This is a genomic window from Mycolicibacterium sp. HS_4_1, assembly GCF_054515875.1.
The window spans coordinates 4,836,172-4,850,996 of record NZ_CM137261.1 but is presented as its reverse complement, the minus strand read 5'-3'; the positions used below and the strand labels follow the sequence as shown (position 1 = coordinate 4,850,996).

Annotated in this window: 12 protein-coding genes; 9 read left to right on the top strand and 3 right to left on the bottom strand. The window is 67.0% G+C overall.

Annotated features, from left to right (window positions below; all coding sequences use genetic code 11):
* The first annotated feature begins 38 nt into the window (after window positions 1-38).
* The 3 genes from ACX12F_RS23455 to ACX12F_RS23445 all read left to right on the top strand — a co-directional run bounded on the left by ACX12F_RS23455 (window position 39) and on the right by ACX12F_RS23445 (window position 5,584).
* Entirely contained in the window at window positions 39-3,995 is a 3,957-nt protein-coding gene (locus ACX12F_RS23455; protein ID WP_459366694.1) for a DNA-directed RNA polymerase subunit beta', read from the top strand.
* Between the two features lie 129 nt (window positions 3,996-4,124).
* On the top strand, window positions 4,125-4,862 hold the full coding sequence (locus ACX12F_RS23450; RefSeq protein ID WP_459366693.1) for a sensor domain-containing protein: 738 nt from the start codon (window positions 4,125-4,127) through the stop codon (window positions 4,860-4,862).
* A 29-nt stretch (window positions 4,863-4,891) separates the two neighbouring features.
* Window positions 4,892-5,584 (top strand): sensor domain-containing protein, encoded by a 693-nt coding sequence (locus ACX12F_RS23445; protein ID WP_459366692.1) that lies wholly within the window; start codon window positions 4,892-4,894, stop codon window positions 5,582-5,584.
* A gap of 8 nt (window positions 5,585-5,592) precedes the next feature.
* Here ACX12F_RS23445 and ACX12F_RS23440 read toward each other — a convergent pair whose 3' ends face one another.
* From ACX12F_RS23440 to ACX12F_RS23430, 3 genes are read right to left on the bottom strand one after another with little or no spacing between them, the layout of a single operon-like run.
* A complete protein-coding gene (locus ACX12F_RS23440) occupies window positions 5,593-6,609 on the bottom strand; it encodes an NAD(P)/FAD-dependent oxidoreductase (protein WP_459366691.1) in 1,017 nt (338 codons plus the stop codon).
* The gene (locus tag ACX12F_RS23435; protein ID WP_459366690.1) at window positions 6,606-7,115 is read right to left on the bottom strand and encodes an isoprenylcysteine carboxyl methyltransferase family protein; all 510 of its coding nucleotides are present in this window, start codon (window positions 7,113-7,115) and stop codon (window positions 6,606-6,608) included. The genes ACX12F_RS23440 and ACX12F_RS23435 overlap by 4 nt, the downstream gene beginning before the upstream one ends.
* 4 nt (window positions 7,116-7,119) lie before the next feature.
* Window positions 7,120-8,178 carry a type III polyketide synthase gene (locus tag ACX12F_RS23430; RefSeq protein WP_459366689.1) on the bottom strand — a complete coding sequence of 353 codons (1,059 nt, stop codon included), beginning with the start codon at window positions 8,176-8,178 and terminating at the stop codon, window positions 7,120-7,122.
* A gap of 286 nt (window positions 8,179-8,464) precedes the next feature.
* Here ACX12F_RS23430 and ACX12F_RS23425 point away from each other — a divergent pair, with 286 nt between their 5' ends.
* From ACX12F_RS23425 to ACX12F_RS23400, 6 genes are all read left to right on the top strand, one after another.
* Complete coding sequence (locus tag ACX12F_RS23425) at window positions 8,465-9,214, top strand: deoxyribonuclease IV (RefSeq protein WP_459366688.1); 750 nt, start codon at window positions 8,465-8,467, stop codon at window positions 9,212-9,214.
* Window positions 9,215-9,244: 30 nt separating this feature from the next.
* Window positions 9,245-10,660: an amino acid permease gene (locus tag ACX12F_RS23420; protein WP_459366687.1), complete on the top strand. Its 1,416-nt coding sequence runs from the start codon at window positions 9,245-9,247 to the stop codon at window positions 10,658-10,660.
* Between the two features lie 47 nt (window positions 10,661-10,707).
* Window positions 10,708-12,330, top strand: coding sequence for an acyl-CoA dehydrogenase family protein (locus ACX12F_RS23415; RefSeq protein ID WP_459366686.1), 1,623 nt, complete (start codon window positions 10,708-10,710; stop codon window positions 12,328-12,330).
* A 106-nt stretch (window positions 12,331-12,436) separates the two neighbouring features.
* Complete coding sequence (locus tag ACX12F_RS23410) at window positions 12,437-13,327, top strand: crotonase/enoyl-CoA hydratase family protein (RefSeq protein ID WP_459370475.1); 891 nt, start codon at window positions 12,437-12,439, stop codon at window positions 13,325-13,327.
* Between the two features lie 23 nt (window positions 13,328-13,350).
* Window positions 13,351-14,058 carry a PaaX family transcriptional regulator C-terminal domain-containing protein gene (locus ACX12F_RS23405; protein WP_459370474.1) on the top strand — a complete coding sequence of 236 codons (708 nt, stop codon included), beginning with the start codon at window positions 13,351-13,353 and terminating at the stop codon, window positions 14,056-14,058.
* Window positions 14,055-14,819, top strand: a complete 765-nt coding sequence (locus tag ACX12F_RS23400) for a crotonase/enoyl-CoA hydratase family protein (RefSeq protein WP_459366685.1) — start codon at window positions 14,055-14,057, stop codon at window positions 14,817-14,819. The genes ACX12F_RS23405 and ACX12F_RS23400 overlap by 4 nt, the downstream gene beginning before the upstream one ends.
* Window positions 14,820-14,825 lie beyond the last annotated feature (6 nt).

Here is a 14,825-nt window from a genome sequence, read left to right as displayed (position 1 = left end):
TTTCTGATTCATACACCCGCAAGGGGAAAGGGAGTTACGTGCTAGACGTCAACTTCTTCGATGAACTCCGCATCGGCCTGGCCACCGCGGACGACATCCGTAATTGGTCCTTCGGCGAGGTCAAGAAGCCGGAGACCATCAACTACCGCACGCTCAAGCCGGAAAAGGACGGCCTGTTCTGCGAGAAGATCTTCGGACCGACTCGCGACTGGGAGTGCTACTGCGGTAAGTACAAGCGCGTCCGCTTCAAGGGCATCGTCTGCGAGCGCTGTGGCGTCGAGGTGACTCGTGCCAAGGTGCGTCGTGAGCGCATGGGCCACATCGAGCTGGCCGCTCCGGTCACCCACATCTGGTACTTCAAGGGCGTTCCGTCGCGCTTGGGCTACCTGCTGGACCTGGCGCCGAAGGATCTGGAAAAGATCATCTACTTCGCGGCCTACGTGATCACCTCGGTCGACACCGAGATGCGGCACAACGAGCTGTCCACGCTCGAGGCGGAGATGGTCGTCGAGAAGAAGGCCGTCGAGGATCAGCGCGATCTGGACCTCGCCGAGCGTTCGCAGAAGCTCGAGGCCGACCTGGCCGAGCTGGAGAAGGAAGGCGCCAAGTCCGACGTGCGCCGCAAGGTGCGCGACGGTGGCGAGCGCGAGATGCGTCAGCTGCGCGACCGGGCCCAGCGTGAGCTGGACCGGCTCGACGAAATCTGGACCACCTTCACCAAGCTGGCCCCGAAGCAGCTCATCGTCGACGAGGTGCTGTACCGCGAGCTGCAGGACCGCTACGGCGAGTACTTCACCGGCGCCATGGGTGCCGAGTCGATCAAGAAGCTCATCGAGACCTTCGACATCGACGCCGAGGCCGAGTCGCTGCGCGACACCATCAAGAACGGCAAGGGCCAGAAGAAGCTGCGCGCCCTCAAGCGTCTGAAGGTCGTCGCCGCGTTCCAGACGAACCGCAACTCGCCCATGGGCATGGTGCTCGACGCCGTTCCGGTGATCCCGCCGGAGCTGCGCCCGATGGTGCAGCTGGACGGTGGCCGCTTCGCGACCTCCGACCTGAACGACCTGTACCGCCGCGTCATCAACCGCAACAACCGGTTGAAGCGACTGATCGACCTCGGTGCGCCCGAGATCATCGTCAACAACGAGAAGCGCATGCTGCAGGAATCTGTGGACGCGCTGTTCGACAACGGCCGTCGTGGCCGGCCGGTCACCGGTCCGGGCAACCGTCCGCTCAAGTCGCTGTCCGATCTGCTCAAGGGCAAGCAGGGCCGGTTCCGTCAGAACCTGCTGGGCAAGCGCGTCGACTACTCGGGCCGTTCGGTCATCGTGGTCGGCCCGCAGCTCAAGCTGCACCAGTGTGGTCTGCCGAAGCTGATGGCCCTCGAGCTGTTCAAGCCGTTCGTGATGAAGCGTCTGGTCGATCTCAACCACGCGCAGAACATCAAGAGCGCCAAGCGGATGGTCGAGCGTCAGCGTCCCCAGGTGTGGGATGTCCTCGAAGAGGTCATCGCCGAGCACCCGGTGCTGCTGAACCGTGCACCTACGCTGCACCGCCTGGGTATCCAGGCCTTCGAGCCGCAGCTGGTGGAAGGTAAGGCCATCCAGCTGCACCCGCTGGTCTGTGAGGCGTTCAACGCCGACTTCGACGGTGACCAGATGGCCGTGCACCTTCCGCTGTCGGCGGAGGCGCAGGCCGAGGCACGCATCCTGATGCTGTCCTCGAACAACATCCTGTCGCCGGCGTCGGGCCGTCCGCTCGCCATGCCGCGTCTGGACATGGTGACCGGTCTGTACTTCCTGACCACCGAAATCCCCGGTGACACCGGCGAGTTCGTGGCCGCCACGAAGGACAGTGCGGAGCAGGGCGTCTACAGCAGCCCGGCCGAGGCCATCATGGCCATGGATCGTGGTGCGCTGTCGGTGCGCGCGAAGATCAAGATCCGGCTGACGCACCTGCGTCCGCCGGCCGAGATCGAGGCCCAGCTGTTCGAGAACGGCTGGAAGCCGGGCGACGCGTGGACCGCGGAGACCACCCTGGGCCGCGTGCTCTTCAACGAGCTGCTGCCGAAGGGCTACCCGTTCGTCGACAAGCAGATGCACAAGAAGGTCCAGGCCGCGATCATCAACGATCTCGCCGAGCGCTACCCGATGATCGTCGTGGCGCAGACCGTCGACAAGCTGAAGGACGCCGGTTTCCACTGGGCGACCCGCTCGGGCGTGACGGTCTCGATGGCCGACGTTCTGGTGCCGCCGCAGAAGCAGGAGATCCTGGAGCGGTACGAGAGTCAGGCCGACGCGATCGAGAAGAAGTACCAGCGCGGTGGTCTGAACCACGACGAGCGCAACGAGTCGCTGGTCAAGATCTGGCAGCAGGCCACCGAAGAGGTCGGTAAGGCTCTGGAGGATTACTACCCGGCGGACAACCCGATCATCACGATCGTGAAGTCGGGCGCCACCGGTAACCTCACCCAGACCCGCACCCTGGCCGGCATGAAGGGTCTGGTGACGAACCCGAAGGGTGAGTTCATCCCGCGCCCGATCAAGTCGTCCTTCCGCGAGGGCTTGACGGTGTTGGAGTACTTCATCAACACCCACGGTGCTCGTAAGGGTCTGGCCGATACCGCTCTGCGTACCGCCGACTCGGGTTACCTGACCCGTCGTCTGGTCGACGTGTCGCAGGACGTCATCGTCCGTGAGACCGACTGTGAGACCGAGCGCGGCGTCACCGTCACCCTGGCCGAGGTCCAGGCCGACGGTTCGCTGGTGCGGGACGCCCACGTCGAGACGTCCGCCTACGCGCGGACCCTCGCCACGGACGCGGTCGACGCCAACGGCAACGTCGTTGTCGAGCGCGGTCACGATCTCGGTGACCCGGCGATCGAGGCCCTGCTGGCGGCGGGAATCGCCACCGTCAAGGTGCGTTCGGTGCTGACCTGTGCCACCGGCACCGGCGTCTGCGCCAAGTGCTACGGCCGCAGCATGGCCACCGGCAAGCTGGTCGACATCGGTGAGGCCGTCGGTATCGTCGCCGCCCAGTCCATCGGTGAGCCCGGTACTCAGCTGACGATGCGTACCTTCCACCAGGGTGGTGTTACCGGTGGCGCCGACATCGTCGGTGGTCTGCCCCGCGTGCAGGAGCTGTTCGAGGCCCGCGTGCCCCGCAACGTCGCTCCGATCGCGGACGTGGCCGGCCGGGTGCAGCTGGAAGAGGACGACAAGTTCTACAAGATCACCATCGTTCCCGACGATGGTGGCGAGGAAGTCGTCTACGACAAGCTGCCGCGTCGTAACCGTCGCCTGCGCGTCTTCAAGCACGACGACGGCACCGAGCGCCTGTTGGCCGATGGTGACCACGTCGAGGTCGGTCAGCAGCTCATGGAGGGTTCGGCGAACCCCCACGAGGTGCTCCGCGTCCAGGGCCCCCGCGAGGTGCAGATTCACCTCGTCAAGGAGGTCCAGGAGGTCTACCGCGCACAGGGTGTGTCGATCCACGACAAGCACATCGAGGTCATCGTCCGGCAGATGCTGCGTCGCGTGACGATCATCGACTCGGGTGCGACGGAGTTCCTGCCCGGTTCGCTGACCGAGCGCAGCGAGTTCGAGACCGAGAACCGTCGCGTCGTGGCCGAGGGTGGCGAGCCCGCGGCCGGACGTCCGGTGCTGATGGGTATCACGAAGGCATCGCTGGCCACGGACTCGTGGCTGTCGGCGGCGTCGTTCCAGGAGACCACTCGCGTGCTGACCGATGCGGCCATCAACTGCCGTAGCGACAAGCTGCAGGGTCTGAAGGAGAACGTGATCATCGGTAAGTTGATCCCGGCTGGTACGGGTATCAACCGGTACCGCAACATCCAGGTTCAGCCGACCGAGGAAGCCCGCGCTGCGGCGTACACGATCCCGTCCTACGAGGATCAGTACTACAGCCCGGACTTCGGCCAGGCCACCGGTGCTGCCGTGCCGCTGGATGACTACGGGTACAGCGACTACCGCTAGCTAGTTGCGCGGGGAGATTTCCCCGCCCCGCACGTGAACGTCCCCGACACTGCAAAGTGTCGGGGACGTTTGCGTTCTCGTGCGAGACTGTCCCTGGGGGAGGGGACTATTTTGCGACTGCATATCGTCATGGCCGCTGTCGTTGTGGTGGGATCGACTGCGGGCTGCGGCTCAGACAGCACCAGTAACTCACAGACGACGACGTCGTCCACGTCAGCGTCGAGCACTCCGGCGAGCACCAGCGCACTACCGCCGCCACCACCGCCGCCACCCGGGCCGCTGGTGCAGTTGGACCAGCTCAAAGGCCTTATGCCCGAAGGGAATCAGGTCAGCGGCGCGGTCAATGTGCCCAATCTCGGAATCAGCGAGAGCCATGATGCCCTCTCGCTGCTGCCCGACGATTACGCCTCGGACATGACGTGTGTGGGGGCGTTCGCCGATGCAGCCATCCAGCCGTACTCGGAGAGTCCCGTCGTGCTGGTACGTACCCAGGACTATGCGCCGGCCGACGGCTCCGCCCGCTTCTCAGCCATCACGTCGGCGATTCTTTATGAGACAGCTCAGGACGCCCGGGACCAGGTAACCGCGACCGCGAACGGGTGGCGGGGATGCTCGGGTAAGTCGGTCCAGGTCAAGACGGTGCCGCCGGCAACTTATGTGATCGGTGCCCCGGCTGCCGCGGGTGATGTACAGACTCTGGTCAACAACCGCACCGTGCCTCCCGAGCCCGGCGGCAACTGCGGCCGCGGTATCGGTTCCCGTAGCAATGTGGTCATCGACGTGACGGTGTGCGGCGGTGACCCCGCCGCGGTCGGCGCCAATGCAGCGGCGCTGGTCAACCTCATCGCCGGGAAGGTGCCGGCATGACAACCATCTCAGTAAAGCATTGTGTACCAATGTCTTTGGCGCTCGGTGCCGCCGTCGCTCTGCTGACGTCCTGCACGACGTCGGTCGGCGGCAGTCCGGCTGCCGCGCCACAGACCGTCGCGCCGTCGACCACCAGCGCGGTCGCGGCGCCGGCGCCGGCTCCGGGTCCGGACCTGCAGGCCGTCGCTTTGCCTGTCGAGGAGCTGCGGCGTATCACGAACGACCCGAGCCTGGTCAAGACCGCGACGTGGCGGCACGCAGGCGTCGGTTTGAGTGTCACGTTCACCCCACCCCAGTGCGGTGTCATCGCCAGCAACGGCTTGCACGCGGCACTCGACGGCAGCGGGCAGATCGGCATGTATTACGTCAACTACACCAGCACGGCATCGCCGGGGGCGCAGGTGAGTGCGGGTGTTGTCGGGTTCCCTGATCCCGGCGCGGCGCGTGCCTGGATCGGCGCGCAGCAGGCGGTGTGGCAGCAGTGCGCCAACAGCGACGTGGCACTGAAGGTCGCCGATCAGTCTGGCGCCCAACACAACCAGGCGCTTCAGGTCAAGCCAGACGCGTTGTCGATGCAGTCCGTGGTGGGGCCGGGGATCCAGTGCACGCGGACGATGGCGGCCAGAAATCGCGTCGTCGTCGACAACTTGGTGTGTTCGGCCGATCCGGCGGACGCGGCGACGGCCATCCAGAACGCCATGCTGGACAAGGTCCCGCAGTAGTGCGGCACTCAGTACGCGAGCTGATTCACCGCTGCGGCGAACACCTGCGGTAGTGCCGCTGCGGCCGGGACGATGCGAGACCGCAGCGCAGGCACGGCCCCGGCCCGGACCAGAGCCTCGGTGAGCAGCCGGTAGCGACGTGTCAGGGTCCGCCAGTGCCGGTCGTACTCGTCGATCCGATCCCGGACGACGCAGTCGACCAGCGTCTCGGCGGCGCTGAACGCCAGACCCAGACCTTCGCCGGTCAGCGCGTCGATGTAGCCGGCGGCATCGCCGACCAGCAGCACCCGGCCCGCGACCCGACTCCGGACGCGCTGCCGCAGCGGTCCGGCCGCCCGGTCTGGTCCGAGCTCGTGGCCCGCCACGCGCTGCCGCAATTCGTCGAACGCAGCGAACTTGGAATCGAAGCCCCCGCGGCCGGCCGACAGGATCGCGATGCCGACGCAGTCGTCGGCCACCGGCGTCACATACGCCTCGGCCTCGCTGCCCCAGTGCACCTCGACGTGGTCGGTCCACGGCGCCATCTGCACGTGCCGGCGGATACCCCAGCGGCGCGGGCCGGCCGCCGGGAGGGACAGCCCCAGATCGCGACGGATCGGTGAGTGCAGGCCATCGGCGGCGGCCACATAGCGGGCCCGGAGCCCGCCGGCCCGCACACCGTCCGCGTCCTGGGTGAGCGCGCCGGCGGCGCCTTGGACGAACTTCACGCCCGCGGCCCGCGCGGCGTCGGACATCGCCGCGTGGAGCGTCGTCCGGCGGACCCCGCGGCCGACACCGCTGCGGAACGCAGCTTCGACCCGGGTGGCGCCCGCGTGGTAGCTGATCCCGCGCAACGTGTGCCCGGGCGCCTGCACGCCCAGCCGATCGAGCTGCGCGAGGGTGTGCGGCATCATGCCTTCGCCGCAGGCCTTGTCCAGCGTGCCCGGGCGGCGCTCGACGACGACCGTCTCGAGACCGGCGCGCGCCGCGTACGTCGCCGTCGCCAGCCCTGCCGGACCGCCGCCGATCACCAGCAGGTCGATCACGACAGGCTCGCCAACGCCGTGTTCTCGACCTTCAGCCGGGTGCGCAGCAGTAGCGCGTTGAGCACCGTGAACACCACTGCTGTCAGCCACGCGGTGTGTACCAGTGGCAACGCGATGCCCTCGACGATCACCGCCACATAGTTGGGGTGCGGGATCCACTGATATGGCCCGCCGACGATCCGCTGTGCGCCGGGGACGACGATGACGCGGGTGTTCCACTGCGGGCCGAGTGTGGTGATGCACCACCACCGCAGCAGCTGCGCGGCCACGACGACGGCGAGCATCGACCAGCCCAGTGCGGGGAGGAACGGTCGGTGCAGTAGCAGTGGTTCGATCACGCAGCCCACCAGCAGGCCGAGGTGCAGCAGCACCATGGCGGGGTAGTGGCTGAACCCGTATTCGCGGCCACCCCGAGCCAGCGACCAGGCGAGATTGCGCCTGGAGACGACGAGTTCGGCGAGGCGCTCGATGGCGACCACCGCAATCAGAGCGAAGTACCAGATCACCGGGTCAGCGCCAGCGCAGTAGGACGAGTTCCGAGCAGAACCCCGGACCCATCGCCATCATCAGCCCGGCACTGCCGGCCGGTGGCTGCTTGGCCATGGTGTCGCGCAGGACGTGCAGCACTGAGGCCGACGAGAGATTGCCCACCTCGGCCAGCGATCGCCACGTCAGCTCGAGTGCGTCGTCGGGCAGTCCGAGGGTAGCGGTGATCGCCTCGATCACTTTCGGGCCGCCCGGGTGGCTCACCCACGCACCGATGTCAGTGGTCTGAAGTCCATGTACGGCAAGGAATTCCGTGACGTCGTCACCGAGGTACTGCTCGACGACCTTCGGCACGTCGGGGGACAGCACCAAGCGGAAGCCACTGGAGTCGATATCCCAGCCCATGGTGCGTTGCGAATCGGGGTACAGGTGGCTGCGCGAGTCGAGCACCTCCGGCCCGGACGCGTCGACGCTCGCGGCGCGGCGGTCGCCGACCATGACCACCGCGGCGGCTCCGTCGCCGAACAGGCTCGAGCCGACGACGGTCGCCATCGATGGGTCGGTTTTGGGTATCAGCGAGCACAGTTCCACGGCCAGCAGCACGGCGACGCTGTCGGGTGCCCCGCGCAAATAGTCGTTGACGCGAGCCACGCCGGCGGCACCCGCCACGCAGCCCAGCCCGAACATCGGTACCCGCCGCACGTCAGGCCGCAAGCCGATCAGCCCGGCGATCCGGGCGTCCAGCGTCGGCACCGCCACGCCGGTGACAGTGGTGGTGTAGATGACGTCGACATCGGCCGGCTTCAATCCGGCTTCCTCCAGGGCGCCGAGAACGGCGGCGCAGCCGAGGGCCACAGCATGTTCGATGAACACGTCGTTGGCGCGGCCGAAGTCTGTGATGCCGGCGTAGTCCTCCAACGGCAGGACCGTATGTCGACTGGCGACCTTGGCGCTGCGATGAAGTTTGCGGATGGCATCTGCGTGCTCGGCATAGCCTGGCAGCGCCAGGAGTGCGTCGGTCACCTCATCCTGGGTGTACCGGTTGGCGGGCAGTTCTCCACGGACACTTGCGATTACGCTCATTTGTTCTCCTTTACCCGGGTCACGAGACCCAGCGCCGATCGGTTCACTTCGTGACGCAGCTCACGGTGGCTGGGGCCGGGCTGGTGCGCTGTTGTGCGACGGTGTGCGTTCTGCGCCAACCGTTTTCGCTGGGTCTGTTATCGCGCGCTTCGCGGGTTCCTAACGGGCGCAGGACTTTGCGGATCGGTGCGGCAGCAACGCCGGCTGCAGCGCATATGGCTGCTGGGGCAAATACCCGGGTCGGTAGCTGGTAACCGTTGTCGGGGCCGCGCCCTAGACTGGGCCCGTGCTGATTGGTTCGCATGTCGACAACACCGATCCTCTGGCCGCTGCTGCTGCTGACGGCGCCGATGCGGTGCAGTTCTTCCTCGGCAACCCGCAGAGCTGGAAAAAGCCCGCCCCCCGCGAGGACGCCGAGGCGCTACGTGCGTCCGCTGTGCCTCTCTATGTGCACGCGCCGTACCTGATCAACGTCGCGTCGGCCAACAACAAGGTGCGCATCCCGTCGCGCAAGATCCTGCAGGACACCTGCGACGCCGCGGCGGAGATCGGGGCGACGGCCGTCATCGTGCACGGCGGGCACGCTGACGACAACGACATGGACGCCGGTTTCGAGCGGTGGGTCAAAGCGCTCGACGCCCTCAAGACCGACGTGCCGGTGTACCTGGAGAACACCGCCGGCGGCGAGCACGCCATGGCGCGGCATTTCGACACCATCGCCCGGCTGTGGGACCGCATCGGCGACAAGGGCATCGGCTTCTGTCTCGACACCTGCCATGCCTGGGCGGCGGGGGAGGCGCTGGTCGATGCGGTGGAACGCATCAAGACCATCACCGGCCGCATCGATCTGGTGCACTGCAACGACTCCCGCGACGCCGCCGGCTCGGGAGCCGACCGGCACGCCAACTTCGGCATGGGGCAGATCGATCCGCAGTTGCTGGCAGCCGTGGTGCGCGCCGCGGATGCCCCGGTCATCTGCGAGACGTCGGAAGACGGCCGTAAGGACGACATCGCGTTCCTCCGCGAGAACGTCTAGTCGAACCGACAATTGTGATAGACACCTCGGGTGCAAGACGCCAACACTGAGGTGACAGAGACTCCCGACGCCGGTTATCAGCGCGGTCTGTCTGCAAGAACCGTGCAGATGATCGCGATCGGCGGGGCCATCGGTACCGGCCTGTTCTACGGCGCGGGTGGGGCCATCGAGAAAGCCGGCCCGGCGCTGATCCTGGCATACCTCCTTGCGGGCCTGGCAGTGTTCGTCATCATGCGGGCACTCGGTGAATTGCTGGTGTACCGCCCGGTTTCGGGCAGCATCTCGGAGTACGCCGACGAATTCATGGGCCGGTTCGCCGGTTTCGCGAACGGGTGGACGTACTGGGCGGTGTGGGCCACGACGTGCATGGCCGAGATAACCGTGGCCGGCAAGTATGTGCAGTACTGGCCGTGGGGACACGACGTCCCGCAGTGGGTGACGGCATTGGTGGTCCTGGTGGTGCTCTTCATCGCCAACCTGATCTCGGTGAAGGTCTTCGGTGAGGCCGAATTCTGGTTCTCGATGATCAAGGTGACCGCGATCATCGGCATGATCCTCATCGGTATCGGCGTGCTCCTGCCGTTCACCGGGCTGGCGCCCGGCCCGGGTTCGACGGTCGCCAACCTGTGGAACGACGGCGGCTTCTTCCCGACGGGCCTCGGCTCGGCACTGTTGAGCCTGCAGATCGTGGTGTTCGCCTACGTGGGCGTCGAGCTGGTGGGTGTCACCGCGGGCGAGGCGGAGAACCCCAAGGTGACGTTGCGCAAGGCGATCAACACGCTGCCTTTCCGTATCGGCCTGTTCTACGTCGGCGCGCTGCTCGTGATCCTGTCTGTTCAGGGCTGGCGGCACTACCACGCCGGCCACAGCCCGTTCGTCGCGGTGTTCCAGTACCTGAACATCCCGGCGGCCGCGGGCATCGTGAACTTCATTCTGCTGACCGCGGCGCTGTCGTCGTGCAACTCGGGCATCTACTCGACGGGCCGCATGGTGCGCAGCCTGGCCCAGCGCGGCGACGCGCCCGCCGGTCTGCAGGCGCTGAGCAGCCGCCACGTGCCTATGCTGGCCATCTGTTTCTCGGCGCTGACCATGGGCGTGGGCGTCCTGGTGAACTACTGGTCGCCGGACAAGGCGTTCGCCTACATCACCTCGGTGTCGACCATCGGCATCATCTTCGTGTGGGGCTCGATCCTGGTGTCGCACCTGCTGTATCGGCGACAGGTGGCCGCAGGCGTGCTGCCGGCGTCGGACTACCGCCTGCCCGGGGCGCCGTACACCACCTTCCTGGCGCTCGGGTTCCTGGCGCTCGTGGTCGTGCTGCTGTTCTTCACCGACGACGGGCGGACGGCGATCCTGGTGGGCGCCATCTGGTTCGTCATCGTGACGCTGGGGTATTTCGTGCACCGCGGGGATCCCGCCACTGAGGTCGTGGTGCGCCACCAGTGATATATACAGTTCTTGTGCGGCTGTAGGAAAAATGTAATAGTGATGGCATGAGTGATACGCATGTCGTCACCAATCAAGTTCCCCCGCTCGAGAACTACAACCCCGCCACCTTCCCGGCGCTCGCCGAGGCCCTGATCCGCGAAGGCGGAGCGTGGGGCGTCGACGAGGTCCACGAGGTCGGCGCCCTCAGTGGCAGCCGCGTCGCGCAGCGCTGGGGTGAGCTCGCGGACCGCAACGTTCCGATCCTGCACACGCACGACCGCTACGGCCACCGTGTCGACGAGGTCGAATACGACCCCGCCTACCACCAGTTGATGAACGCCGCGGTGACCCACGGTCTGCACGGCGCACCGTGGGCCGACGACCGCCCCGGCGCCCACGTCGTCCGCGCGGCGAAGATGTCGGCCTGGACTCCCGAACCGGGCCACGTCTGCCCGATCTCGATGACCTATGCCGTCGTCCCGGCGCTGCGGTTCAACCCCGAACTGTCCAAGGTCTACGAGCCGCTGCTGACCAGCCGGGTGTACGACCCAGAGCTGAAAGTGCCTGCCACCAAAGCGGGTATCACGGCGGGCATGTCGATGACCGAGAAGCAGGGCGGTTCCGACGTCCGCGCCGGCACGACCCAGGCCACCCCCAACAGCGACGGCAGCTACTCGCTGCGCGGTCACAAGTGGTTCACCTCCGCGCCGATGGGTGACATGTTCCTGGTGCTGGCGCAGGCGCCCGGCGGGTTGTCCTGTTTCTTCCTGCCCCGGGTCCTGCCGGACGGTACCCGCAACCGGATGTTCATCCAGCGGCTCAAAGACAAACTCGGCAACCATGCCAACGCCTCCAGTGAGATCGAGTACGACGGTGCGACGGCCTGGCTGGTCGGTGAGGAAGGCCGCGGTGTGCCGACCATCATCGAGATGGTCAACCTGACCCGACTGGACTGCACACTCGGTAGCGCCACCAGCATGCGCACCGGTCTGACCCAGGCCGTGCACCATGCCCAGCATCGAAAGGCGTTCGGTGCCTACCTGATTGACCAGCCGCTCATGCGCAACGTGCTGGCCGACATGGCCGTCGAGGCCGAGGCCGCCACCATGCTGGCGATGCGCATGGCCGGGGCCACCGACCGCGCCGTCCGCGGCGACGAGCGCGAAAGCCTTTTCCGCCGAATCGGTCTGGCTGCCGCCAAGTACTGGGTGTGCAAGCGCGCGACGCCGCACGCCGCGGAGGCCATGGAGTGCTTCGGCGGCAATGGCTACGCCGAGGAGTCGGGCATGCCGCGGCTCTACCGTGAGGCTCCGCTGATGGGCATCTGGGAAGGCTCGGGCAACGTCAGCGCGCTGGACACCCTGCGCGCCATGGCCACCAAGCCCGAGTGCGTCGAGGTGCTGTTCGACGAGTTGGCGCAGGCACAGGACCCCCGCCTGGACGCCCATGTCAATGCACTCAAGGCGCAGTTGACCGATCCGCAGACCCTCGAATACCGCGGACGCAAAGTTGCCGAGGACATCTCGCTGGCGCTGCAGGGCGCGCTGCTGGTGCGCCACGGGCATCCCGCCGTGGCCGAGGCGTTCCTCGTCAGCCGCCTCGACCGCCGGTGGGGTGGTGCGTTCGGCACGTTGCCCACCGGCCTCGATGTGGCGCCGATCATCGAACGCGCCCTCGTCAAGGGCTGATTTTCACTGCCGAGCTGACCCAAAGCTGTCCCAAAACCGCGGTTTTCGACAGTTTGTGTCAACTCGCGGGAAAGGTGAGTTTGTGGATTTCGACAATCTGAAGACGATGACGTACGAGGTCGCCGACCGCGTCGCCCGGATCACGTTCAACCGTCCGGAGAAGGGCAACGCGATCGTCGCGGACACCCCGCTGGAATTGGCGGCGTGTGTGGAGCGGGCCGATCTCGATCCGAACGTGCACGTGATCCTGGTGTCCGGCCGAGGTGAAGGCTTTTGTGCCGGTTTCGATTTGAGCGCCTACGCCGACGGGACGTCGTCGGCCGGGGGATCGGCATACCAGGGCACCGTGCTCGACGGCAAGACCCAGGCCGTCAACCACCTGCCGAACCAGCCCTGGGATCCCATGATCGACTACCAGATGATGAGCCGGTTCGTCCGTGGCTTCTCCAGCCTCATGCACTGCGACAAGCCGACCGTCGTGAAGATCCACGGCTACTGCGTGGCCGGCGGCACCGACATCGCGCTCCATGCCGACCAGGTGATCGCGGCCTCCGACGCCAAGATCGGCTATCCGCCGATGCGCGTGTGGGGCGTGCCCGCGGGCGGATTGTGGGCCCACAGGCTGGGCGACCAGCGCGCGAAACGCCTTCTGTTCACGGGGGATTGCATCACCGGGGCGCAGGCCGCCGAGTGGGGCCTGGCGGTCGAGGCGCCGGAACCCGAGGACCTCGACGAACGGACCGAGCGCCTCGTCGCGCGCATTGCGGCGATGCCCGTCAACCAGCTGATCATGGCGAAGTTGGCCTGCAACACCGCGCTGCTGCAACAGGGGGTTGCGACCAGCCGGATGGTCAGCACGGTGTTCGACGGTATCGCCCGGCACACGCCCGAAGGGCATGCTTTCGTCGCCGACGCCGTCGAGCACGGATTCCGCCAGGCGGTGCGGCACCGCGACGATCCGTTCGGAGACGCGGGTCGGGTTGCCTCCGGGGTCTGACGGCTGTGGCTGAGCTGAAGCGGATGACCGCGCGCTCGGTGGTGCTCAGCGTGCTGCTGGGTGCCCATCCGGCCTGGGCGTCTGCGGCCGAGTTGGTCCGGCTCACTTCGGATTTCGACATCAAGGAGCAGACGCTGCGGGTGGCGCTGACCAGGATGGTCAGCGCCGGTGATCTGGTGCGCTCGGCCGACGGCTACCGGCTCGCCGACCGCCTGCTGGCCCGGCAACGTCGCCAGGATGCGGCCATCGACCCGAAAACTCGCCCATGGCTCGGCGATTGGACGACCGTGGTCATCACCACGGTCGGCGCTGCCGCCCGGACCCGGGCCGAGCTGCGAAACGACCTGTTACAGCACAGGTTCGGTGAGCTCCGCGAGGGCCTGTGGCTGCGTCCGGCCAATCTGACCGCCGAACTCCCGGAAGAGATCACGGCCAACGCCCGGGTGCTGACAAGCCGGGACGACGACCCCGCGGGCCTGGCCGCCATCCTGTGGGACCTGTCGGCCTGGATCGCGACCGCGCGGCAGCTGCTCGACGAAATGGCTTCGGCAACAGACATTCCCGGCCGGTTCGTGGCTGCGGCCGCGATCGTCCGCCACCTGTTGGCCGACCCGGTACTACCCGCAGAACTGCTGCCGGCCGGTTGGCCCGGCGAGCATTTACGGCAGGCCTACGCAGACTTCGCCGCGGAACTGGTAGCGCGGCGCGACGAACCGATGGAGGCAATATGACCGAGCCCGTGCGCGTCGAGAAGAACGGGCCGGTGACGACCGTCATCATCGACCGGCCCCAGGCCCGCAACGCCGTCAACGGGCCGACGGCAGCGGCGCTCTATCAAGCGTTCGACGAATTCGATCGCGACGAGTCCGCTGCTGTCGCGGTGCTGTGGGGAGACCACGGAACCTTCTGTGCCGGAGCCGATCTCAAGGCATTCGGGACGCCGGAGATGAACCAGACGCACCGGACCGGGCCGGGGCCGATGGGCCCGAGCCGGACGATGCTGTCCAAGCCGGTGATCGCCGCGGTCAGCGGCTACGCCGTCGCCGGCGGACTCGAACTGGCGGTGTGGTGCGACCTGCGCGTCGTCGAGGAGGACGCCACCTTCGGCGTGTTTTGCCGACGCTGGGGTGTCCCGCTCATCGATGGCGGCACGGTCCGGTTGCCGCGGCTCATCGGGCACAGCCGTGCCATGGATCTGATCCTCACCGGCCGCGCCGTCGACGCCGCCGAGGCATTGCAGATCGGCCTGGCCAACCGGGTGGTGCCCCGCGGGCAGGCGCGCGAGAAGGCCGAAGAGCTGGCCCACCAGCTGGCTGCCTTGCCGCAGTTGTGCCTGCGCGCCGACCGGATGTCGGCGCTGCGGCAGTGGGGCGAATCCGAGCAATCCGCAATGGAATTCGAGTTCGCCAGTCTGGCCCAGGTGGCCGAGGAGTCGCTGGCGGGTGCGCAGCGGTTCGCCGGGGGAGCGGGCCGGCACGGCGCTCAGGCGTGAAGGCGA